This is a genomic window from Streptomyces sp. CB02366, assembly GCF_001905905.1.
Taxonomy (GTDB): domain Bacteria; phylum Actinomycetota; class Actinomycetes; order Streptomycetales; family Streptomycetaceae; genus Streptomyces.
Genome location: NZ_LIVT01000001.1, coordinates 106,405 through 128,818 on the forward strand (window position 1 = coordinate 106,405; position 22,414 = coordinate 128,818).

23 protein-coding genes are annotated in these 22,414 nt (G+C 70.7%); 4 read left to right on the forward strand and 19 right to left on the reverse strand.

Going from position 1 to position 22,414, the window contains the following annotated elements:
* Positions 1-213 precede the first annotated feature (213 nt).
* Positions 214-537, reverse strand: coding sequence for an STAS domain-containing protein (locus AMK24_RS00410; RefSeq protein WP_073763758.1), 324 nt, complete (start codon positions 535-537; stop codon positions 214-216).
* A gap of 237 nt (positions 538-774) precedes the next feature.
* Positions 775-1,623, reverse strand: a complete 849-nt coding sequence (locus AMK24_RS00415; RefSeq protein WP_073763760.1) for a 3-hydroxyacyl-CoA dehydrogenase family protein — start codon at positions 1,621-1,623, stop codon at positions 775-777.
* A gap of 358 nt (positions 1,624-1,981) precedes the next feature.
* On the opposite strand from AMK24_RS00415, the gene AMK24_RS00420 reads away from it, so the two are divergent.
* A complete protein-coding gene (locus AMK24_RS00420) occupies positions 1,982-2,554 on the forward strand; it encodes a cob(I)yrinic acid a,c-diamide adenosyltransferase (RefSeq protein ID WP_073763762.1) in 573 nt (190 codons plus the stop codon).
* Positions 2,555-2,575: 21 nt separating this feature from the next.
* On the opposite strand, the gene AMK24_RS00425 is transcribed toward AMK24_RS00420, so the two are convergent.
* Positions 2,576-3,154, reverse strand: coding sequence for a hypothetical protein (locus tag AMK24_RS00425; RefSeq protein WP_073763764.1), 579 nt, complete (start codon positions 3,152-3,154; stop codon positions 2,576-2,578).
* 151 nt (positions 3,155-3,305) lie between these two features.
* Between AMK24_RS00425 and AMK24_RS00430 the strand changes: the two genes are divergently transcribed.
* From AMK24_RS00430 to AMK24_RS00440, 3 genes are all read left to right on the forward strand, one after another.
* The gene (locus tag AMK24_RS00430; RefSeq protein ID WP_073763766.1) at positions 3,306-4,505 is read left to right on the forward strand and encodes a sensor histidine kinase; all 1,200 of its coding nucleotides are present in this window, start codon (positions 3,306-3,308) and stop codon (positions 4,503-4,505) included.
* Positions 4,502-5,152: a response regulator gene (locus AMK24_RS00435; RefSeq protein WP_073763768.1), complete on the forward strand. Its 651-nt coding sequence runs from the start codon at positions 4,502-4,504 to the stop codon at positions 5,150-5,152. Before AMK24_RS00430 ends, AMK24_RS00435 begins: the two co-directional genes overlap by 4 nt.
* Before the next feature lie 165 nt (positions 5,153-5,317).
* On the forward strand, positions 5,318-7,192 hold the full coding sequence (locus AMK24_RS00440) for a glycoside hydrolase family 18 chitinase (RefSeq protein ID WP_073763770.1): 1,875 nt from the start codon (positions 5,318-5,320) through the stop codon (positions 7,190-7,192).
* Between the two features lie 373 nt (positions 7,193-7,565).
* Here AMK24_RS00440 and AMK24_RS00445 read toward each other — a convergent pair whose 3' ends face one another.
* From AMK24_RS00445 to prfA, 16 genes are all read right to left on the reverse strand, one after another.
* Entirely contained in the window at positions 7,566-8,012 is a 447-nt protein-coding gene (locus AMK24_RS00445) for a DUF2550 domain-containing protein (RefSeq protein WP_073765551.1), read from the reverse strand.
* 131 nt (positions 8,013-8,143) lie between these two features.
* Positions 8,144-8,518 carry a F0F1 ATP synthase subunit epsilon gene (locus AMK24_RS00450; protein WP_073763772.1) on the reverse strand — a complete coding sequence of 125 codons (375 nt, stop codon included), beginning with the start codon at positions 8,516-8,518 and terminating at the stop codon, positions 8,144-8,146.
* A 109-nt stretch (positions 8,519-8,627) separates the two neighbouring features.
* Entirely contained in the window at positions 8,628-10,070 is a 1,443-nt protein-coding gene (atpD, locus tag AMK24_RS00455) for a F0F1 ATP synthase subunit beta (RefSeq protein ID WP_073763774.1), read from the reverse strand.
* Positions 10,070-10,987, reverse strand: a complete 918-nt coding sequence (locus AMK24_RS00460; RefSeq protein ID WP_073763776.1) for a F0F1 ATP synthase subunit gamma — start codon at positions 10,985-10,987, stop codon at positions 10,070-10,072. The genes atpD and AMK24_RS00460 overlap by 1 nt, the downstream gene beginning before the upstream one ends.
* A gap of 3 nt (positions 10,988-10,990) precedes the next feature.
* Entirely contained in the window at positions 10,991-12,562 is a 1,572-nt protein-coding gene (atpA, locus tag AMK24_RS00465; RefSeq protein ID WP_073763778.1) for a F0F1 ATP synthase subunit alpha, read from the reverse strand.
* Positions 12,563-12,697: 135 nt separating this feature from the next.
* Positions 12,698-13,513, reverse strand: coding sequence for a F0F1 ATP synthase subunit delta (locus tag AMK24_RS00470; protein WP_073763780.1), 816 nt, complete (start codon positions 13,511-13,513; stop codon positions 12,698-12,700).
* Positions 13,510-14,046, reverse strand: coding sequence for a F0F1 ATP synthase subunit B (locus AMK24_RS00475; RefSeq protein ID WP_006127589.1), 537 nt, complete (start codon positions 14,044-14,046; stop codon positions 13,510-13,512). The genes AMK24_RS00470 and AMK24_RS00475 overlap by 4 nt, the downstream gene beginning before the upstream one ends.
* A 41-nt stretch (positions 14,047-14,087) precedes the next feature.
* Positions 14,088-14,318 carry an ATP synthase F0 subunit C gene (atpE, locus tag AMK24_RS00480; protein WP_006127588.1) on the reverse strand — a complete coding sequence of 77 codons (231 nt, stop codon included), beginning with the start codon at positions 14,316-14,318 and terminating at the stop codon, positions 14,088-14,090.
* An 88-nt stretch (positions 14,319-14,406) separates the two neighbouring features.
* Positions 14,407-15,240 carry a F0F1 ATP synthase subunit A gene (gene atpB / locus AMK24_RS00485; RefSeq protein ID WP_073763782.1) on the reverse strand — a complete coding sequence of 278 codons (834 nt, stop codon included), beginning with the start codon at positions 15,238-15,240 and terminating at the stop codon, positions 14,407-14,409.
* A gap of 200 nt (positions 15,241-15,440) precedes the next feature.
* The gene (locus AMK24_RS00490; RefSeq protein ID WP_073763784.1) at positions 15,441-15,881 is read right to left on the reverse strand and encodes a hypothetical protein; all 441 of its coding nucleotides are present in this window, start codon (positions 15,879-15,881) and stop codon (positions 15,441-15,443) included.
* 267 nt (positions 15,882-16,148) lie between these two features.
* Positions 16,149-17,537, reverse strand: coding sequence for an MraY family glycosyltransferase (locus AMK24_RS00495; RefSeq protein WP_199876340.1), 1,389 nt, complete (start codon positions 17,535-17,537; stop codon positions 16,149-16,151).
* A gap of 130 nt (positions 17,538-17,667) precedes the next feature.
* On the reverse strand, positions 17,668-18,957 hold the full coding sequence (gene glyA / locus AMK24_RS00500; protein WP_073763787.1) for a serine hydroxymethyltransferase: 1,290 nt from the start codon (positions 18,955-18,957) through the stop codon (positions 17,668-17,670).
* A gap of 150 nt (positions 18,958-19,107) precedes the next feature.
* Positions 19,108-19,749 (reverse strand): arsenate reductase/protein-tyrosine-phosphatase family protein, encoded by a 642-nt coding sequence (locus AMK24_RS00505; protein WP_073763789.1) that lies wholly within the window; start codon positions 19,747-19,749, stop codon positions 19,108-19,110.
* Positions 19,746-20,393 carry an L-threonylcarbamoyladenylate synthase gene (locus tag AMK24_RS00510; RefSeq protein WP_073763791.1) on the reverse strand — a complete coding sequence of 216 codons (648 nt, stop codon included), beginning with the start codon at positions 20,391-20,393 and terminating at the stop codon, positions 19,746-19,748. Before AMK24_RS00510 ends, AMK24_RS00505 begins: the two co-directional genes overlap by 4 nt.
* A 52-nt stretch (positions 20,394-20,445) precedes the next feature.
* A complete protein-coding gene (prmC, locus tag AMK24_RS00515) occupies positions 20,446-21,291 on the reverse strand; it encodes a peptide chain release factor N(5)-glutamine methyltransferase (protein ID WP_073763793.1) in 846 nt (281 codons plus the stop codon).
* A 46-nt stretch (positions 21,292-21,337) separates the two neighbouring features.
* Entirely contained in the window at positions 21,338-22,414 is a 1,077-nt protein-coding gene (gene prfA, locus AMK24_RS00520) for a peptide chain release factor 1 (RefSeq protein WP_073763795.1), read from the reverse strand.

The following is a 22,414-nucleotide window of genomic DNA, read 5'->3' on the forward strand; positions in this document are numbered from 1 at the left end:
TCATTCGGCGGACGGCCGAACCCTAGACCTTGGCCCAGTATCCCCGAGCCGCCGGGGTGCCACGCCGTCCAGGACGTCACGTTCCGGTGAGGATTGCGTGACTTCTTCCGCCGCGCACGGCCCCGGCCGCGCCGCTGTCACCGGGCCCGGCGAGGTGCGCCCGCGGGGCGGCCCCGGGAAGGGAAGCCCTCGGCGGTCTCCCGCCGGGCCTCCTCAGACGCGCGGCAGCGACTCCGCGGCGATGCCGCCCTCGATGGCCAGGATGCGGTGCAGCCGGGTCGCCACCAGGAGGCGCTGCATCTGCGGCGGCACACCGCGCAGCACGAGGCGGCGGCCGGCCCGCCCGGCCCGGCGGTGGGCCCCCATGATGACGCCGAGTCCGGTGGCGTCCCAGGAATCCAGCTCGGTCAGGTCCAGCACGAGGTCGCCGACGCCGTCGTCCACGGCCGCGTGCAGAACCGTACGGGCGTCCGCCGCGCTTCGGACGTCGAGGCGGCCCCCGACGACCAGCTCGGCGTGGTCGCCCCTGATGTGCATATGCGCTCCCCGGTGATGCTCCGTAGTAGGTCCGTCTGTCTGTTCGATCGTCCGGCTCTGCCTCTTCCCCCACTGACTGCCCCGAGGACAGGGAAGTTGCCGTCTGTAAGCGAACCGATACCGAATTCACCCTGGAGGGTGATTTCGACTGGCCGAGGACCGTCGTCGCGGGATGGGATGATCCCCGGCTTCCCCGGCCCGGGCCGTGTGGGAGCGGCGGGCCGGGGGCGGCTGCGGTCAGTACGTGTAGAAGCCCTGCCCGCTCTTGCGTCCGATGTCACCTGCGTCGACCATCCGGCGCATCAGCTCCGGGGCGGCGAACTTCTCGTCCTGCGACTCCGTGTAGATGTTGCCCGTGGCGTGCAGCAGGATGTCGACGCCGGTCAGGTCCGCGGTGGCGAGCGGGCCCATGGCGTGGCCGAACCCGAGCTTGCAGGCGGTGTCGATGTCCTCGGCGGTCGCGACGCCCGACTCGTAGAGCTTGGCGGCCTCGACGACGAGCGCCGAGATCAGCCGGGTGGTGACGAAGCCCGCCACGTCGCGGTTGACCACGATGCAGGTCTTGCCGACCGACTCGGCGAACTCCCGGGCGGTGGCGAGGGTTTCGTCGCTCGTCTTGTAACCGCGTACCAGTTCGCAGAGCTGCATCATCGGGACCGGCGAGAAGAAGTGCACCCCGACGACGCGCTCGGGGCGCTCCGTCACGGCCGCGATCTTGGTGATCGGGATGGCGGAGGTGTTGGAGGCGAGGACCGTGTGCTCCCCGACGACCTTGTCGAGGGCGCGGAAGATCTCGTGCTTCACCTCCAGCTTCTCGAAGACGGCCTCCACGACGATGTCCGCGTCGGCCACGGCGTCGAGGTCGGTGGTCGTGGTGATGCGGGCGAGCGCCGCCTCAGCGTCGGCCGCCTCCAGCTTGCCCTTGGAGACGAACTTGTCGTACGAGGCCCTGATGCCGTCGCGGCCCCGGGTCAGCGCGGCGTCGGTGACGTCCCGCAGCACGACGTCCCAACCCGCCTGGGCGGAGACCTGCGCGATGCCGGACCCCATGAGTCCGGCTCCGATGACGGCGAGCTTCCTGGCCACGTTCGCACCCCTTGGTTTCTGTCCGCCCGTGCGCTTGGGTTCACGGCGGTTCACATAACTCTCCGGCGGAGGTTAGTACCCGGCGGGCACGCTGGGGCGGCGAAGAGATGCGCGTCACGTCTCAGATGACGGACATCACACCGGGACGCGCCATTCGGCTCCGCGCCGGGCGCAGTTGAGGGCCCGGCCGCCGGGCGGCCCCGCTGTCCGGCGGACGCGGCACGGGGCGCCCGCACCGGCTCCCGCGCCCCCGGCCGCCTGCCGGAGGGGGCCCCGGCGACCGCGGGCCGGGGCGCCGCGGCCGTGACGGTGGGCACCCGGGCCTTCCGACGGGCCGGAGCGTAACTACGCTGGTCCCATGGTCAATCTGACGCGCATCTACACCCGGACCGGCGACAAGGGCACCACGGCCCTCGGCGACATGAGCCGCACCGCCAAGACCGATCTGCGGATCTCGGCGTACGCGGACGCCAACGAGGCCAACGCGGTGATCGGGACCGCCATCGCGCTGGGCCGGCTCCCCGAGGAGCTGGTGAAGGTCCTCGTCCGCGTCCAGAACGACCTCTTCGACGTGGGTGCGGACCTGTCCACCCCGGTGGTCGAGGCTCCGAAGTACCCGCCGCTACGGGTCGAGCAGTCCTACATCGACAAGCTGGAGGCGGACTGCGACCGCTTTCTGGAGGAGTTGGAGAAGCTGCGCAGCTTCATCCTGCCGGGCGGTACGCCGGGAGCGGCCCTGCTGCACCAGGCGTGCACGGTGGTGCGGCGCGCCGAGCGGTCCACCTGGGCGGCGCTGGAGGTGCACGGCGAGTCGATGAACGCGCTGACCGCCACCTACCTCAACCGCCTCTCCGACCTCCTGTTCATCCTGGCGCGGAGCGCGAACAAGGAGGTCGGGGACGTGCTGTGGGTGCCGGGCGGCGAGCGCTGAGGCTCCCGGGCGGGGGCCGCGCTACTTCCGGGCCGGCTCACGCCCGGCCGCCCGGTCGCCGCTCTCCCCCGGGCCCCGCTTCGGGAACAGCGTGTAGCTCCCGGCGATGATCAGGTTGACGGCGACGACCCAGCCCATCTTCTGCTGCCACATCCGCAGCGAGCTGACGTCCCCGCCGGAGCCGACGTACCAGGCCGCCGCCTGGAGCAGCCCCGCCGCGATCGCCGCCGCCAGGATCCAGCGGGCGGCGGTGCGCCACTCGTGGGCGGCGCGGGCCATGCCGTACTTCGGCGGCTTCACCGGCGGCGGGCCGCCGAACCAGCGGTGCGCGACGCGGGCGTCCACCCACCTGATGGTGGAGCGGCCCAGGGCCACCGTGAAGCCGATGTAGACGGCGGCCAGGCCGTGCTTCCAGTCCGGCTCGGCCCCGTTCCTCAGGTCGATGGCCGTCACCACCAGCAGCACGACCTCCAGCAGCGGCTCGCACAGCAGCACGGCCGCACCCGGCTTCGGCTTGCGCGCGACGTACCGCAGCGCCAGGCCGGTGGCCAGCAGGACCCAGAACGCGACCTCGCAGAGCACGATCAACAGCGCGATCACAGTTTTTCTCCTCCCGTTCCCCTCCAGCATTCCGTCCGGCGGGCGGGGAGGCGTCGTCGGCGGTGACGAAACGGGACTGCATCCTTCGATGTAGTCGGGCCTCGGCCCCGGAGCGGAGGTCCGGCGGCGGCGGTGCGTGTTGGATGAAGGGGTGCCCTCCTCCCTCCGCCCCGACCGCGACGCGGTGGCCCTCGCCGCCACCGGGCTGCTCGGCGGGCTGCTCCTGTGGCTGCTCGGCCTGCACACCCAGGGCGGCCACCCCTTCTCCGCTCCCTGGGCGGCCCTGCTGCCGCTGAGCGTCATGGCCTCGGCCGAGCTGCTGCGCCGCACCGCCCCGCGCACGGCCCTGACACTCGGCGCGCTCGCGCTGGTCGCGGACCAGTTCACCCGCGGCAGCCTCGCCACCGCCCTGATGTTCACGGACGTCATGTACGCGGCCGTGCTGTACGGGCCCCCGGCCGCCGCCCGCCGCCTCCCGGTGGCCACGCTCCTGATCACCGTCGCGTCCACGATCGGTTTCCTGACCTGGTTCCGCAGGCCCGAGGCGTTGCTGATCGGCCTGGTCGTCGGGCTGGTCGCCTTCGTCCCCGCCCTCACCGGGGTCAGCGTGCGCGGCCACCGCACCGCCGCCGACGCGGCCCGGCTGGCCGCCGCCCAGACCGCGCGGCTCGCCGAGATGGACCGCAAGCAGGCGGTGGCCGCCGAGCGGGCCCGGATGGCGCGGGAGCTCCACGACATGGTGGCGGGCCACCTCTCCGCCGTGGCGATCCACTCCACGGCGGCGCTGTCCATCGACGACCCGGAGACCTCCCGGAGCGCCCTGAAGGTCATCCGGGAGAACAGCGTCGAGGGACTCGCGGAGATGCGCCGGCTGATCGGCCTGCTGCGGGAGGGCGGCGAGGACGGCGCCCCGGCGACGGCCCCGACCCTCGCGGCCCTGGACGCGCTGGTGGAGCAGACGAACGCCCACGGGGCCTCCGGCGGCCTGGTCTGCGTCCTGGAGGACGGCCGTGACCCGAGGGCGGCCCCGCTGCCCACGCCGGTGGAACTGGCCGCGTACCGGATCGTGCAGGAGTCCCTGACCAACGCCCTCAAACACGCCGCGCCGGGCCCGGTGACGGTGCGGCTCGACCGGTCCGGAGGGCTGCTGACCGTCGAGGTGACCAGTGTGTTCGGCAGTCGGACCGGGCCCACGGCGCCCGGCTCCGGGGCGGGGCTGACAGGGATGCGGGAACGGGTGGCGCTGCTCGGCGGGACGATCGCCGCGGGGGCCGGGCCGGGCGACGGCGGGACGAAGACCTGGCGGGTGCGGGCCGAACTGCCCGCGGCGGAGAGGACGACGGCAAAATGACGATCCGGGTACTGGTCGCGGAGGACCAGTCGGCGGTGCGCGCGGGGCTGGTGCTGATCCTTTCCAGCGCGCCGGACATCGAGGTCGTCGGCGAGGCCGGGGACGGCGAGGCGGCGGTGCGGCTCGCCCGCGGACTCCGCCCGGACCTGGTGCTGATGGATGTGCAGATGCCGCGTCTGGACGGGGTGTCGGCGACCCGGCAGGTGGTCGCGGAGCAGCTCGCGGACGTCCTCGTACTGACCACGTTCGACCTGGACGAGTACGTCTTCGGGGCGTTGCGCGCGGGCGCCTCCGGCTTCCTGCTGAAGAACACCGACGCCCGCGATCTGCTGGAGGCGGTACGGACGGTGGCGCGCGGGGAGGGGCTGATCGCCCCGGCCGTGACACGCCGGCTGATCGCGGAGTTCGCCGGATCGGGAGCCGTACGCGAGCGGAGTCCGGCCGATCCGGCGGTGCTGGACGTCCTCACCCGAAGGGAACGCGAAGTGCTGGGGTGCCTGGGCGAAGGGCTGTCGAACGCGGAGATCGCGGTGCGGCTCTCGATGGCGGAGGCCACGGTGAAGACGCATGTCAGCAGGTTGCTGGGCAAGCTGGAACTGCGCAGCCGGGTGCAGGCGGCGGTTCTGGCGCAGGAGTTGGGGATCTGAGCAGACACCCCTTCGTTGGTCCAGACCTCTTGACGATTGGTCCAGACCTTCCTACTGTCCTCGTCACACACTGCGGTGAGTACGAGGGCAACCGTACTCAGGGCGGCGCAGGGTTTGCAGTCCACGAATCACCCCCGTTTGCTGGACCTCACCCGAGGAGCACCGTTGAGCACTGAATCCCCCCAACGCCGTTCCCGACTCAGATGGATACCTGTCCGCAGCGGCAGGTCCAAGGTCGTGGCGGGCCTCACCGCGCTGGTCGTGCCGCTGGCCGCGATGGTGGGCCTCGCCTCCCCCGCGTCGGCGGCCGCCTCGGCCACCGCCACGTACACCAAGAAGTCCGACTGGGGCAGCGGCTTCGAGGGCCAGTGGACGGTGAAGAACACCGGCACCACCGCGCTCTCCTCCTGGACCATCGAGTGGGACTTCCCCTCCGGCACCGCGGCGGGCTCCGCCTGGGACGCCAACCTCACCAAGAGCGGCGACCACTACACCGCCAAGAACCTCTCCTGGAACGGGACCGTGGCGCCCGGCGCCAGCGTCAGCTTCGGGTTCAACGGCACCGGCTCCGGCTCCCCCACGGGCTGCAAGCTGAACGGCGCCTCCTGCGACGGCGGCCCCAACGTCCCCGGTGACAACCCGCCCTCGGCCCCCGGCGCCCCCACCACCAGCGACGTCACCGACACCTCGGTGAAGCTCAGCTGGAGCGCGGCCACCGACGACAAGGGCGTCAAGAACTACGACGTGCTGCGCGACGGCGCGAAGGTCGCCACGGTCACCGGCACCACCTACACCAACACCGGCCTGACCGCGGGCACCGACTACTCCTACGCCGTGCAGGCCCGGGACACCGCCGACCAGACCGGCCCGGTCTCCGGCTCCGTCTCCGTGCGCACCACCGGCGGCGGCGGCGAGCAGCCCGGCGGCGACAAGGTCAACCTCGGCTACTTCACCAACTGGGGCGTCTACGGGCGCAACTACCACGTGAAGAACCTGGTGACGTCCGGCTCGGCCGCGAAGATCACGCACATCAACTACGCCTTCGGCAACGTGCAGAACGGCAAGTGCACCATCGGCGACTCGTACGCCGACTACGACAAGGCGTACACCGCCGACCAGTCCGTCGACGGCGTCGCCGACACCTGGGACCAGCCGCTGCGCGGCAACTTCAACCAGCTGCGCAAGCTGAAGGCCAAGTACCCGCACATCAAGGTCCTCTGGTCGTTCGGCGGCTGGACCTGGTCCGGCGGCTTCCCCCAGGCCGCGCAGAACCCCGCCGCCTTCGCCCAGTCCTGCTACGACCTGGTGGAGGACCCCCGCTGGGCCGACGTCTTCGACGGCATCGACCTCGACTGGGAGTACCCCAACGCCTGCGGTCTGACCTGTGACACCAGCGGTCCGGGCGCCCTGAAGAAGCTCTCCGACGCCACCCGCGCGAAGTTCGGCTCGAAGAACCTGGTCACCGCCGCCATCACCGCGGACGCCTCGGCCGGCGGCAAGATCGACGCCACCGACTACGCGGGCGCCGCCCAGTCCATGGACTGGTACAACGTGATGACGTACGACTTCTTCGGCGCCTGGGCGGCCAAGGGCCCGACGGCCCCGCACTCGCCGCTGACCTCCTACGCCGGCATCCCGCAGCAGGGCTTCACCTCCGCCGACGCCATCGCCAAGCTGAAGGCCCAGGGCGTCCCGGCCAAGAAGCTGCTCCTCGGCATCGGCTTCTACGGCCGCGGCTGGACCGGCGTCACCCAGGCCGCCCCCGGCGGCACGGCGACCGGCGCGGCTCCGGGCACGTACGAGGCGGGCATCGAGGACTACAAGGTCCTCAAGAGCTCCTGCCCGACGACCGGCACCATCGCCGGCACCGCGTACGCCCACTGCGGCACCAACTGGTGGAGCTACGACACCCCGGCCACCATCGGGTCGAAGATGACCTGGGCGAAGAACCAGGGCCTCGGCGGCGCGTTCTTCTGGGAGTTCTCCGGCGACACCGCCAACGGCGAACTCGTGAGCGCGATCAACAACGGCCTGAAGTAACCCCCACACCGCACCTTCAGCGCCACCCCGAAAAGCACCGGGGAGACGGGTCCGCCCTCCGTCTCCCCGGTTTTTCGCTGTGTACGGCCCTGCGCGCCCGGCGGGTACGCACCACACAAGGCCGCGGGCCCGCCCCCCGGCTCCCACGGTCCGTGCAGGCGCTCCGCTGCGCCACGGGTACGCACCACACCGCACCACAAGGCCGCCGATCCCGGGCCCCCGGCGCCCCCGGCCCGTGCACGCGCTCCGCCTGTCCCGCGGGTGCGCACACAAAAGGCCGTGGGCCCGGTCCCCCGGCTCCCACGGCCTGTGCGGGCGCTTTGCTGCGCCGCGTCCACCCGCCCCGGGGCCCCTTCCAGCGGGGCCCCGCCCCTCAGGCCACGTTCACCCGCTGGCCGGGCGGCGCCGCCTCCAGCCAGGCCAGGAAGCCGGTCAGGGCGTCCTCGCTCATCGCCAGCTCCAGGCGCGTGCCGCGGTGGAGGCAGACGAGCACGACGGAGTCGGACAGGAGCGCCAGCTCCTCCTCGCCCTCGGGAAGCCGGCGGCCGACCACCTCGACAGCAGAACGCTCCAGGCCCCGGCGGGGGCGAGGAGCGTAGGAGAAGACGCGGAACCAGTCGACGCGGTCACCGCTGTAGCGCGCGACCCCGTACACCCAGCCTTTGCCGAGGGCGTCCGGTTCCTCGGACACGTCCCAGCGCAGACTGCAGTCGAAGGTTCCTCCGGACCGCTGGATCAGCCGTCGGCGCAGGCCGAAGACGAACAGCCCCAGCAGGATCAGGACCACGACGGACAAGCCCACCCACAACGCGAGGACCATCTCCACCGACCTCCTCGCATCGTCGAGTAACGAACACCGCAACCGTATGGCACCTGCATCGCCTCAGCCGCGACTCGGCTGGATCGCTCCAGCTCGGGCCGCGGCTGAGTAAAGACATCTGTCGGGGGGTGCTAGCGCACCGCCACCGCACGCAGTCGCACGTCGGCGCGCCGCTGGGCGGCGGCGTCCGCGTCCGACTTCGCGAGTTCCAGCGCACGCTGGGCCCGCTCGACGTCGATCTCGTCGGCCAGCTCGGCGATCTCGGCCAGCAGCGACAGCTTGTCGTCCGCGAACGAGATGAATCCACCGTGCACGGCGGCGATGACGGTGCCGCCCTCGCTCGTACGGATCGTCACCGGGCCCGATTCCAGCACACCCAGAAGCGGCTGGTGACCGGGCATGACGCCGATGTCGCCGGACGTGGTGCGCGCGACGACCAGGGTGGCCTCGCCGGACCAGACACTTCGGTCCGCGGCGACCAGCTCGACATGCAGCTCAGCAGCCAAGGGTGGCTCCTCGGGTCACCACCCGGCCGACCGGCCGGGTGTTGGGTCAATTCTACGGGGCGTGGTGAGGGGGGCGGGACACACCCACCCCCCTCGGTGAGCCGGAGGCTCAGGAGACGCCGAGCTCCTTGGCCTTGGCCTTGAGGTCGTCCAGGCCACCGCACATGAAGAACGCCTGCTCGGGGAAGTGGTCGTAGTCCCCGTCGCAGATCGCGTTGAACGCGGCGATCGACTCGTCGAGCGGAACGTCCGACCCGTCCAGGCCGGTGAACTGCTTGGCGGCGTGGGTGTTCTGCGACAGGAAGCGCTCGACGCGGCGGGCACGGTGGACGACGAGCTTGTCCTCCTCGCCCAGTTCGTCGATACCGAGGATCGCGATGATGTCCTGGAGGTCCTTGTACTTCTGCAGGATCCCCTTGACGCGGCTGGCCGCGGCGTAGTGGTCCTGGGAGATGTAGCGCGGGTCCAGGATGCGGGACGTGGAGTCCAGCGGGTCCACGGCCGGGTAGATGCCCTTCTCCGAGATCGGACGGGAGAGCACCGTCGTCGCGTCGAGGTGGGCGAACGTGGTGGCCGGGGCCGGGTCGGTCAGGTCGTCCGCGGGGACGTAGATCGCCTGCATCGAGGTGATCGAGTGACCGCGCGTCGAGGTGATGCGCTCCTGGAGCACACCCATCTCGTCGGCCAGGGTCGGCTGGTAACCCACCGCGGACGGCATGCGGCCGAGCAGCGTGGAGACCTCGGAGCCGGCCTGCGTGAAGCGGAAGATGTTGTCGATGAAGAGCAGCACGTCCTGCTTCTGCACATCGCGGAAGTACTCCGCCATGGTCAGGGCGGACAGGGCCACGCGCAGACGCGTCCCCGGCGGCTCGTCCATCTGGCCGAAGACGAGCGCGGTCTTGTCCAGAACGCCCGACTCGGTCATCTCGTCGATGAGGTCGTTGCCCTCACGGGTGCGCTCGCCGACACCGGCGAACACCGACACACCGTCGTGCAGCTTCGCCACACGCATGATCATTTCCTGGATGAGGACCGTCTTGCCGACGCCCGCACCACCGAACAGACCGATCTTGCCGCCCTTGACGTACGGGGTCAGCAGGTCGACGACCTTCAGGCCGGTCTCGAACATCTCGGTCTTCGACTCGAGCTGGTCGAAGGCCGGGGCCTTGCGGTGGATCGGCCAGCGCTCGGTGATCTGCGCCTCGGCCGCCGGCTCGTTCAGGATCTGACCGAGGGTGTTGAACACCTTGCCCTTGGTGATGTCACCGACGGGGACGGTGATGCCCGCGCCCGTGTCGGTCACCGCGGCCTGGCGGACCAGGCCGTCGGTGGGCTGCATCGAGATCGCGCGGACCACGCCGTCGCCCAGGTGCTGGGCCACTTCCAGGGTCAGCGTCTTGCGGGCGCCGTCCTCGGCCGGGTCGGCGACCTCGACGTGGAGGGCGTTGTAGATCTCCGGCATCGCGTCGACGGGGAACTCCACGTCGACGACCGGGCCGATGACCCGGGCGACGCGGCCCGTGGCAGCGGCCGTCTCAACTGTCGTCGTCATTACTTGTCACTCCCCGCGGTCGCGTCGGCCAGAGCACTGGCACCGCCGACGATCTCGCTGATTTCCTGGGTGATTTCGGCCTGGCGGGCCGCGTTGGCAAGCCGGGACAGGCTCTTGATGAGGTCCCCGGCGTTGTCGGTGGCCGACTTCATCGCACGGCGGCGGGCGGCGTGCTCGGAAGCGGCGGCCTGCAGCAGTGCGTTGTAGATACGGCTCTCGACGTAGCGCGGCAGAAGGGCGTCGAGGACGTCCTCGGCCGACGGCTCGAAGTCGAACAGCGGAAGGATCTCACCCTTGCGGGTGCTCTCCTCGGCCACCTCGTCGAGCGAGAGCGGCAGCATCCGGGCGTCGACCGCGTTCTGCGTCATCATCGACACGAACTCCGTGAAGACGATGTGCAGCTCGTCGACGCCGCCTTCGGCCGCGTCCTTCTGGATGGCCTCGATCAACGGGGCGGCGATGCGCTTGGCATCGGAGTACGCCGGGTTGTCGGTGAAGCCGGTCCAGGACTCGGCGACCTTGCGCTCGCGGAAGCCGTAGTACGCGACACCCTTGCGGCCGACGATGTACGTGTCGACCTCCTTGCCCTCGGAGGCAAGGCGCTCCCGGAGTCGCTCCGCGGCCTTGATGGCGTTGGAGGAGTAGCCGCCGGCCAGACCGCGGTCGCTCGTGACGAGCAGGACCGCGGCCCGGGTCGGGTTCTCGACCTCGGTGGTGAGCGGGTGGTTGGCGTCGGATCCCGTCGCGACCGCGGTCACCGCGCGGGTGAGCTCGGTCGCGTACGGCTGGGACGCCGCCACCTTGCGCTGCGCCTTGACGATGCGCGAGGCGGCGATCATCTCCATCGCCTTGGTGATCTTCTTGGTCGCGGTGACGGCTTGGATGCGGCGCTTGTAAACGCGAAGCTGAGCGCCCATCGATCAGCCCTCGCCCAGGAGCTTGCCGTCCGAGGTCTCGAACTGCTGCTTGAAGGCGGCGATCGCGTCGGCGATCGACTGCAGCGTGTCGTCGGACATCTTGCCGCCCTCGGCGATGCTGGTCAGCAGGTCCTTGCGCTCGCGGCGCAGGAACTCCAGCAGCTCGCTCTCGAAGCGACGGATGTCCTCGACCGGGACGTCGTCCATCTTGCCCGTGGTGCCGGCCCAGACCGAGACGACCTGCTCCTCCATCGGGAACGGGGCGTACTGCGGCTGCTTCAGCAGCTCGACCATGCGCTTGCCGCGCTCCAGCGACGCCTTCGAGGCCGCGTCCAGGTCGGAACCGAAGGCGGCGAACGCCTCCAGCTCGCGGTACTGGGCGAGGTCCACGCGAAGCCGGCCGGAGACCTGCTTCATGGCCTTGTGCTGGGCGGAGCCACCGACGCGGGAGACCGAGATACCGACGTTGAGCGCCGGACGCTGACCCGCGTTGAACAGGTCGGACTCCAGGAAGCACTGGCCGTCGGTGATGGAGATGACGTTGGTCGGGATGAACGCCGACACGTCGTTCGCCTTGGTCTCGACGATCGGGAGGCCCGTCATCGAACCGGCGCCCATCTCGTCGGAGAGCTTGGCGCAGCGCTCCAGCAGACGCGAGTGCAGGTAGAAGACGTCGCCCGGGTAGGCCTCACGGCCCGGCGGACGGCGCAGCAGCAGGGACACGGCGCGGTAGGCGTCGGCCTGCTTCGAGAGGTCGTCGAAGATGATCAGGACGTGCTTGCCCTGGTACATCCAGTGCTGACCGATGGCCGAACCGGTGTACGGCGCCAGGTACTTGAAGCCGGCCGGGTCGGACGCCGGGGCGGCGACGATGGTCGTGTACTCCAGCGCACCGGCCTCTTCGAGCGCACCACGCACGGAGGCGATGGTGGAACCCTTCTGACCGATGGCGACGTAGATGCAGCGCACCTGCTTGTTCACGTCGCCCGAGCGCCAGTTGTCGCGCTGGTTGATGATCGTGTCGACGGCCAGCGCGGTCTTACCCGTCTGACGGTCGCCGATGATCAGCTGACGCTGGCCGCGGCCGATCGGCACCATGGCGTCGACGGCCTTGTAGCCGGTCTGCATCGGCTCGTGCACCGACTTGCGGACCATGACGCCAGGGGCCTGCAGCTCGAGGGCGCGGCGGCTGTCGGTCGCGATCTCGCCGAGACCGTCGATCGGGTTGCCGAGCGGGTCGACGACGCGGCCGAGGTAGCCCTCGCCGACGCCGACGGAGAGCACCTCACCGGTGCGCTGCACCGGCTGGCCCTCCTCGATACCGCTGAACTCGCCGAGGACGATCGCACCGATCTCGCGCTCCTCGAGGTTGAGGGCGAGACCGAGGGTGCCGTCCTCGAACTTCAGCAGCTCGTTCGCCATGGCGGAGGGCAGGCCCTCCACCTTCGCGATGCCGTCGCCGGCAACGCTGACCGTACCGACCTCCTCGCGCGAGGCCGCGTCCGGCTGGTACGACTGGACAAAGTTATCCAGTGCGTCCCGGATCTCCTCCGGCCGGATCGTGAGCTCCGCCATCTGGGTTCCCTGCTCTCCTTGTTGGGCCCGAAGTTTCTTAAGGGGGTCTGGGGGCCGACCCCCAGGAATCTTCTGCAGTTTCTGCACGGCCCAACCGGGCCGCTGGTCTTGCTTGTTCTTCTGCGCCGCGCTGGGTCAGCCGGCCATGCGCCGGGTCGCCTCTTCGAGACGCTCGGCGACGGTGCCGTTGATGACCTCGTCCCCGACGCGCACCGAGACCCCGCCGAGGACCGAGGGGTCCACGTCCAGGTTCAGGTGCATCTCCCGGCCGTACAGCTTCGCCAGGGCGGCGCCGAGGCGCTGCTTCTGCCGGTCGCTGAGCGGCACCGCCGAGGTGACGACGGCGACCGTGCGGCCCCGGCGCTCCGCGGCGAGCTTGGACAGCGAGTCCAGCCCTGCCTCCAGGCTACGTCCACGCGGCTGGGTCACGAGGCGGACGATGATCCGCTCGGTGACCGGCTGCGCCTTGCCGCCGAGCAGGCCGCGCAGCAGCCCGCTCTTGGCCGAGGCCGTGGCCGTACGGCTGGTCAGCGCGGAGCGCAGCTCCGTGTCGGAGCCGACGATCCGGGCGAACCGGAACAGCTCGTCCTCGACGTCGTCGAGGCGCCCGCCGCGCTGGGCCGCGGTGAGGTCGGCGGTGTCCGCCAGCTCCTCGATCGAGTCCACCAGGTCGCGCGAGCGCGACCAGCGGGACCGGACGAGTCCGGAGACCAGGTCGACGGTCTCGCCGCCGACCTGTCCGCCGAGCAGCCGCGCGGCCAGCTCGGCCTTGCTCTCGCCGCTCTGGGCCGGGTCGGTGAGAACCCGGCGCAGGGATACTTCGCGGTCGAGCAGCGCGGTGACCGACGCCAGCTCCTCGGCGAGCTTCGCCGCGTCGACCGACGTGTTGTCGGTCAGCGCGTCGAGACGCTCGCGTGCGGCGGCCAGCGCTTCGCGGCTCGCGCCGTTCATCGGGCCGCCTCGGCCTTCGCCTCGAGCTCGTCGAGGAACCGGTCGACGGTGCCGCTCTGCCGGGCGTGGTCCTGGAGGGACTCGCCGACGAGCTTGCCGGCCAGGTCGGTGGCGAGCTTGCCCACGTCCTGACGCAGCGCCGAGGCGGCGGCCTTGCGGTCGGCCTCGATCTGGGTGTGGCCCGCGGCGATGATCTCCTCGCGCTGCCGCTGACCCTCCGCCTTCATCTCCTGGATGATGACGGCACCCTGCTCCTGCGCCTCCTGACGCAGACGGGCGGCCTCGTGGCGGGCTTCCGCCAGCTGGGCCTTGTACTGCTCAAGAACGCTCTGCGCCTCGGTCTGAGCCGCTTCCGCCTTCTCGATACCGCCTTCGATCGCCTCGCGACGCTCGTCCAGGGCCTTGTTGATGGCCGGGAGGAGCTTCTTGTAGAAGACGAAGAAGACAATGCTGAAGCAGATCAGGCCGATGACAATCTCGGGCCAGACCGGCAGCAGCGGTGACTGCGGCTCCTCAGCTGCCAAGTGCAACATGGTGGACCTTTCGTCGAAAACGTATCGTCAGGTCGCCTGGACTACTTCGGGTAGATGAAGGGGGCGACGAAGCCGATCAGGGCCAGGGCCTCGATGACCGCGAAGCCGAGAAGCATGTTCTGACGGATCAGGCCGGCCGCCTCGGGCTGACGGGCGATGGCCTGCACACCGTTACCGAAGATGATGCCGATACCGACGCCGGGGCCGATCGCCGCGAGGCCGTAACCGATGGTGCCGACGTTGCCCACAACGGCTGCGAGAGTCTCAGACATGGATCTGTGATTCCTTCTCTTGATTGGCCGGTGGAGATTGCGTCCACCGGACGTTCTAGGGGGTGTCCGGGTGGTGGCCCGGGTGTCCTCAGTGCGCTTCTTCGAGCGCCTGGGACAAGTACGTGGCGGTCAGCACGGTGAACACGTAGGCCTGGAGCGCCTGGATGAACATCTCGAAGACGGTCAGGGCCAGCGTCACGGCGAACGACGCGGTGGCGTAGACGGTGCCGAGCACGGTGCCGAGCATGTACCAGGTCGCGATCGTGAAGACCAGGATCAGGATGTGACCGGCGAACATGTTCGCGAAGAGCCGGACCGCCAGCGTGAAGGGGCGCACGAAGATGTTCGAGACGAACTCGATCGGCGTCAGGATCACGTAGATCGGCTTGGGCAGGCCGCTCGGTACGCACAGGTTGCGGATGCCGCCGACGAAGCCGTTGCTGCGGAAGGTCACCGTCATGTAGACGGCCCAGACGAGCAGGGCCAGTCCGACCGGGTACGCGATGAGCGAGCTCACCGGGAACTGCGCGATCGGGATGATCGCCCAGAGGTTCAGCATCCAGACGAAGAAGAACAGCGACACCAGCAGCGGGACGAAGGGCTCGCCCTTCTTGCCGATGATCTCCTTGGCGATGCCCCGGTGGACGAAGTCGTAGAGCGTCTCGGCGATCATCTGCAGCTTGCCGGGAACGACCTTGGGCTTGGAGAAGCCGGCCCAGAACAGCGCCAGGATGGCGAACGTCCCGATGATCGCGAGCAGCATCGGCTTGTTGAACTCGACCGGACCGATCGAGAAGATCGGGTCGAAGATGAACGACCACGCGCTCGGGGCTGGGAATCCGCACGAGCCCTGGAACAGGTGGCAGTCAACCTCGAAGGCGAGCGTCTGGGCGTCAGCAGTCACCAGGAGCTCCTTCTGCATGGCGCATGGATACGGCTACCTCGTTGTATCGGAGCGGCTGGCAGCCGCAGGTCGGCACCGGACTGGTTCTTACGGTGAGGAGGCGGCGGCCGGGCCCGAAGCCTCGCGATGTATCAGGCGACAGCCGTGTTGTCCGCGCCCGCAGTACCGCAACCGAGACCGGACGATAGCAGCATGTCGAACAGGGCTTTATCCCGGCCCTACTGGTCATGCTTCCCCTCGGTTCCGCGCGGGGCGTCTGCGCCGTCCGCCTCGGGATCGACGTACAGGGTCTTGCTCCTGGCGTGCAGCACGGTCTGCGTGACGATCCATGCGATCACCGAGACGACCAGCGTGAGGGCGAAGACCTGGAGATCGAAGAGGGTGGTGTCCCTGATGGCCATGATGAGGCCGAGCAGGACCACCAGTTGGACCGAGTAGACCAGCAGCCCCATGCCCTGGAAGAGATGCGGCATCGACTTGGCGACCCACTGCAGCGCGAGCTGCCCGAGGGCCATGAAGAGGATGACCACCACGCAGCCCACGACGGCGCCGATCGCCCCCTTGCCGCCGACGACGAGCCCGCCGACGAGCGTGGCGAGGGCTCCCACCGCGGCGGGGGGTGTGGCGATGCGCAGTACTTCGCGCATGTCGGACTGCATGGCGGCAGCTCCACTGGTCTGAGGGGAGGAATGGGGCGTCGTCATGGACGAGCGTAGGCCCGGTCCGCGAGGCGGTTTACCAGGCCAATGGACCGTCTTACCAGGGTCCTTCGGCTCCGTCACCGGGTCTCGTGAACGGTATCACAAACTATTTGATGAGGTCTTTACCTCAAAGGTGTGCCAACTGTCACACATGAGAGTTAACCCGCGCGTGTGTGCACGACACCTCGGCGCAATGTCTGGTAAAGCACCTGTACTTCCGAAACATCAAGGGGAGGAGTCGAGGGAACGTCGATCGGAGAGGCGCGAACGGGGGCCGATCGCGGTAGCGCCGTTGACGCCGGACACGCCGACCGCCACCGGGGCCCGTTCGGCGCCCTCCTCGCCCGTCCGGGCGTCCTGGGAACGCGGTTGGACCCCGGAGCCCCCGGCCGGCTGCTCCTCCTCGTAGGCGGGATCAGGGGCCTCCTCCTGCGGCCGGCGGTAGCGCGGCGGCACGAAGCGGTTGGCCCAGTGCGGGGCCTGCGGGGTGAACCGCGGCATCAGCAGCAGGACCAGGCCCGCCGCGCTCGCCGCCACGATGGCGAACACGATCCACGAGGAGGCCGCGTGCACCGAGTAGCCGACGGTTCCGAAGGCGATCAGGGCCGACCAGAAGTACATGATCAGCACGGAACGGCTGTGCGAGTGGCCGATCTCCAGCAGCCGGTGGTGCAGGTGGCCCCGGTCCGCGGCGAACGGCGACTGGCCGTTCCAGGTGCGCCGGACGATGGCGAGCACCAGGTCGGCCGCCGGAATCGCGATGATCGTCAGCGGCAGCACCAGCGGGATGAAGACCGGGAACATCGCGTGGGTCGCCCCGCGCTCGCTGCCCTCGAAGAAGATCTTCAGGTTGTCCGGGTCGACCTGGCCGGTGATCGAGATCGCGCCCGCCGCCAGCACCAAGCCGATCAGCATCGAGCCCGAGTCGCCCATGAAGATCCGCGCGGGGTGCATGTTGTGCGGCAGGAAGCCCAGGCACATGCCCATCAGGATCGCCGCGAACAGCGTGGCCGGAGCGGCCGCCTCGATGCCGTAGCCGTACCAGAGGCGGTAGGCGTACAGGAAGAACGCGGCCGAGGCGATGCACACCATGCCCGCCGCGAGCCCGTCCAGGCCGTCGACGAAGTTGACCGCGTTGATGGTGATGACGACCAGCGCCACGGTGAGCAGCGTGCCCTGCCACTGGGTGAGGGCGACCGTGCCGACGCCCGGGATCGGCAGCCACAGGATCGTGAGCCCCTGGATCACCATGACGGCGGCGGCGATCATCTGGCCGCCGAGCTTGATCAGGGCGTCGATCTCGAACTTGTCGTCGAGGACCCCGATCAGCCAGATCAGGGCGGCGCCGGAGAGCAACGCCCGTGGCTCGTCGGAGAGTTCGAAGACGCTCTTCAGGTTGAAGAGGTGGTCCGCGACGATCAGCCCCGCGCACAGCCCGCCGAACATCGCGATGCCGCCGAGCCGGGGCGTCGGCTCCCGGTGGACGTCGCGCGCGCGGATCGCGGGCATCGCCCCGACCGCGATGGCGAACTTGCGCACCGGACCGGTCAGAAGATAGGTCACGGCCGCCGTGACACAGAGCGTCAGCAGGTAATCACGCACAGGCTGCCCCACAGAACTCGCCGGCCATCCACAACCCACACCCTAGTCTCTGAACAAGGACTCCCCGTCACGGGTGATGGTTGCACAGCCTTCGTCCGCCCCCGGCCACGGCGGATTCACCCGCTCCGGGGGCGCCGGGCCGCTACCCCGGGTAGGGCGGATGGCGGGCGGCCAGCTCCCGGACCTCCGCCGCGATCGTCTCCGCGTCGCCGGACCGCCGCACGGCCGCCCCGAAGAGGGCCGCGATCCGGGCCATGTCCCCCTCGTCCATCCCCTGCGTGGTGACGGCCGCCGTGCCCAGCCGGACCCCCCGGCCCTCCCCGTACGGCAGGGCGCAGGTGTCCAGGACCACACCGGCCGCCGCCAGCCGCTCCCGCGCGGTGCGGCCGTCGACGCCGAGCGGGGCCGGGTCCGCGACGACGATGTGGGTGTCCGTGCCGCCGGTGGCCACCGCGAACCCCTCCGCCTCCAGGCCGGCGGCCAGCACCCGGGCGTGCGCGACGACCCGGTGGGCGTAGCGCGTGTAGGCGGGGGTGGCCGCCTCCCCGAACGCGACCGCCTTCGCCGCCACCGTGTGCATCTGCGCGCCGCTCTGGGTGAAGGGGAACACCGCCCGGTCGATCCGCTCGGCCAGCTCCGCGCCGCACAGGATCATGCCGCCGCGCGGTCCGCGCAGCACCTTGTGCGTGGTGGCGCAGACCACGTCGGCGTACGGGACCGGGTTCGGCGCCGCTCCCCCGGCGATGAGTCCCATCGGGTGGGCCGCGTCCGCGATCAGATACGCCCCGACCTCGTCGGCGATCTCCCGGAACAGCGCGTAGTCGAGGTGGCGGGGGTAGGAGATGGAGCCGCAGACGATGGCCTTGGGGCGGCGGGCGCGGGCCAGCGCGCGCAGCCGGGTGTAGTCGACGAGCCCGGTGTCCGGATCGACCCCGTAGCCGGCGAAGTCGAACCAGCGGCCGGAGAAGTTGCCCGGCGCCCCGTGGGTGAGGTGTCCCCCGTACGGCAGTCCCATCGCGAGCACGGTGTCGCCGGGGCGCAGCAGCGCGGCGTAGGCGGCGAGGACGGCGGAGGAGCCGGAGTGCGGCTGGACGTTGGCGTGTTCGGCGCCGAAGAGGGCGGTGGCCCGGCGCACGGCGACGCGTTCGGCCGCGTCCGCGTGTTCGCAGCCGCCGTGGTGGCGGGTGCCCGGGTAGCCCTCTGCGTACTTGTTGACGAGCGGGGAGCCGAGGGCCGCGAGGACGGCGGGCGAGGCGAAGTTCTCGGCGGCGATCAGCTGGAGGGCGCCCGCCTGCCGGTCCCGCTCCGCGAGCAACACCCCGGCGATCTCCGGGTCCTCGCGGAGCAGGGCGGCGAAGTCCTGGGGCAGCGCGTCGGGGCGGCCGGGCGCGGGCGGCACGGCGGCGGGGGCGGCGGGAGAGGTGACCGGCATGGTGCGGCTCCGGGCCTGGAGACGGGTGCGCCGGGGAGGGGGCCGGCTCAGCTCCAATGTAGGCCGGGGCGGGGCGGCGTGCCCGCTGTGGCGGCGTTCCGTACGCCGGTCGGCGCACCGGCGCGCACGCGGGCCCGGCGCGTACGCCGGTCAGTGCGGGGCGTGCACACCGGTGAGCGCCGTGACGACCGGGTCGAGCGCCTGGTTGATCTCGTCGCCGATGGAGCGGAAGAAGGTGATGGGGGCGCCGTAGGGGTCGTAGACCTCGTCCGCCTCGGCGGTCGGGGCCAGCAGCCAGCCGCGCAGCGCGGCGGCGGCGCGCACCAGGGCGCGGGCGCGCTCGACGACGCCCTCGTCGCGGGGGTCGGGCAGGGTGGCCGGGTCTATCGCCCGTACCAGCCGGGTGAACTCCTTGAGCGTGAAGGTGCGCAGGCCCGCGGAGTGGCCCATGGAGATGACCTGGGCGCGGTGGTCGCGGGTGGCGGTGAGGACCAGGTCGGCGCGGATGACGTGCTCGTCCAGCAGCTCCCGGCCGACGAAGCCGGTGGCGTCCGCGCCGAAGTCGGCGAGGACGACCTCGGCGTTGGCCTCCATGGGGGCGCCCTCGTGGCCCCAGGTGCCCGCGCTCTCCACGATGAGGCCGCCGCTGAGGGGGTCGCCGAGGCGGTCCACCAGGGCGTGGCGGGTCAGCCGCTCGGTGATGGGCGAGCGGCAGACGTTGCCGGTGCTGACGTGGAGGATGCGGAAGGTGTCGGTCCGCCCCGCTATGCCACGCCCCTCGGGGGCGGTCAATTGGCCACCTCGAGGTCGGGGACCACCTTGCGCAGCTCCTCCGCGGAGAGGGCGCCCGCGCGCAGCAGGACCGGGACGGCGCCGGTGACGTCGACGATCGAGGACGGCACGATGCCGGGTGTAGGGCCGCCGTCGAGGTAGACGGAGACGGAGTCGCCGAGCATGCCCTGGGCGGCGTCGCAGTCCTCCGGCGCCGGGTGTCCGGTGAGGTTGGCGCTGGAGACGGCCATCGGGCCGACCTCGGTCAGCAGTTCGATGGCGACCGGGTGCAGCGGCATCCGGATCGCGACGGTGCCCCGGGTGTCGCCGAGGTCCCACTGGAGGGAGGGCTGGTGCCGGGCCACGAGGGTGAGGGCGCCGGGCCAGAAGGCGTCGACCAGCTCCCACGCCTCCTCGGAGAAGTCGGTGACCAGGCCGTGCAGGGTGTTCGGGGAGCCGATGAGGACGGGGGTGGGCATGTTGCGGCCCCGCCCCTTGGCGTCCAGCAGGTCCGCGACGGCCTCCGGGGTGAAGGCGTCCGCACCGATCCCGTAGACGGTGTCGGTGGGCAGCACGACCAGTTCGCCCCTGCGGACGGCCGACGCGGCTTCGCGCAGCCCCGTGGTCCGGTCGGTGGCGTCGTTGCAGTCGTATCGCCGAGCCATCAGCCGGCCTCCTGGAGCGGGTGCGGGTACGGGTGGTGGTGCCGGGGGCCGGTCACGGCATGGCCTTGCGGGCGGTGGCGAACCGGGGGCGGTTGTTCAGGTCGGGGTGGTCGGCGGCGTCCGCCCAGCCCCGTTCCTCGGTGAAGATCCACGGGACCTGGCCGCCCTGGGTGTCGGCGTGCTCGATGACGACGAGGCCGCCGGGCCGCAGCAGGCGGTGGGCGGTGCGTTCGATCCCGCGGATGGTGTCGAGGCCGTCCTCGCCGGAGAAGAGGGCCATCTCCGGGTCGTGGTCGCGGGCCTCGGGGGCGACGTACTCCCATTCGGTGAGCGGGATGTACGGCGGGTTGGAGATGACCAGGTCGACCTGGCCGTCGAGCTCGGGGAGGGCGCTCAGGGCGTCTCCCCTGTGGACGGTGACCCTGGACCCCTCGGCGTTCTTCCGCGTCCACCTGAGGGCGTCCTCGGACAGCTCCACCGCGTGCACCCGGGAGCGGGGGACCTCCTGCGCCATGGCGAGCGCGATGGCGCCCGATCCGGTGCACAGGTCGACGACGACGGGCTCGACCACGTCCATCGCGCGTACCGCGTCTATGGCCCAGCCGACGACCGACTCGGTCTCGGGGCGGGGCACGAAGACGCCGGGTCCGACCTGGAGCTCCAGGTAGCGGAAGAAGGCGCGGCCGGTGATGTGCTGGAGGGGCTCGCGGGCCTCGCGGCGGGCGATCGTCTCCCAGTACCGGGCGTCGAAGTCGGAGTCGGGCACCGTGTGCAGCGCGCCCCGCTTCACTCCGTGGACGAAGGCCGCGAGCTCCTCGGCGTCGAATCGCGGTGAGGGGACACCGGCGTCGGCCAGCCGCTGGGTGGCCTGGGCCACCTCGGCGAGCAGCAGGTTCATCGCGGTTCTCCGTACGGTTACCGGGTGTGCGGGGCGGGCGGGTCGCTTACGCGTTGGCGAGCTTGGCGGCGGAGTCGGCGTCGACGCACGCCTGGATGACGGCGTCGAGGTCTCCGTCGAGCACCTGGTCCAAGTTGTACGCCTTGAAGCCGGTGCGGTGGTCCGAGATGCGGTTCTCCGGGTAGTTGTACGTCCGGATCTTCTCGGAGCGGTCGACGGTACGGACCTGGCTGCGGCGGACGTCGGACGCCTCCTGCTCCGCGGCCTCCTGGGCGGCGGCCAGCAGCCGGGAGCGCAGGATGCGCATGGCCTGCTCCTTGTTCTGGAGCTGGCTCTTCTCGTTCTGGCAGGAGGCGACCACGCCGGTCGGCAGGTGCGTGATGCGGACGGCGGAGTCGGTCGTGTTCACGGACTGGCCGCCGGGCCCGGAGGAGCGGTAGACGTCGATGCGCAGGTCGTTGGCGTGGATCTCGACGTCGACCTCCTCGGCCTCGGGGGTGACGAGCACGCCCGCGGCGGAGGTGTGGATGCGGCCCTGGGACTCGGTGGAGGGCACGCGCTGCACGCGGTGCACGCCGCCCTCGTACTTCATCCGGGCCCAGACGCCCTGGCCGGGCTCGGTGGCGCCGTTGCCGCCCTTGGTCTTCACGGCGACCTGGACGTCCTTGTAGCCGCCGAGCTCGGACTCGGTGGAGTCGATGATCTCGGTCTTCCAGCCGACGCGCTCGGCGTAGCGCAGGTACATGCGCAGCAGGTCGCCCGCGAACAGGGCGGACTCGTCGCCGCCGGCGCCCGCCTTGATCTCCAGGAGCACGTCCTTGTCGTCGCTGGGATCGCGCGGGACGAGGAGGAGGCGGAGCTTCTCCGTGATCTCCTCGCGCTGCTTCTCCAGCACCTTGACCTCGGCGGCGAAGTCGGGGTCGTCCGCGGCGAACTCGCGCGCGGTCACGATGTCCTCGCCCGTCTGCTTCCAGGTCCGGTACGTGGAGACGATCGGGGTCAGCTCCGCGTAGCGCTTGTTCAGCTTGCGCGCGTTGGCCTGGTCGGCGTGGACCGACGGGTCGGCGAGCTTCTTCTCGAGATCGGCGTGCTCACCGATCAGTTCCTCGACCGCCTCGAACAT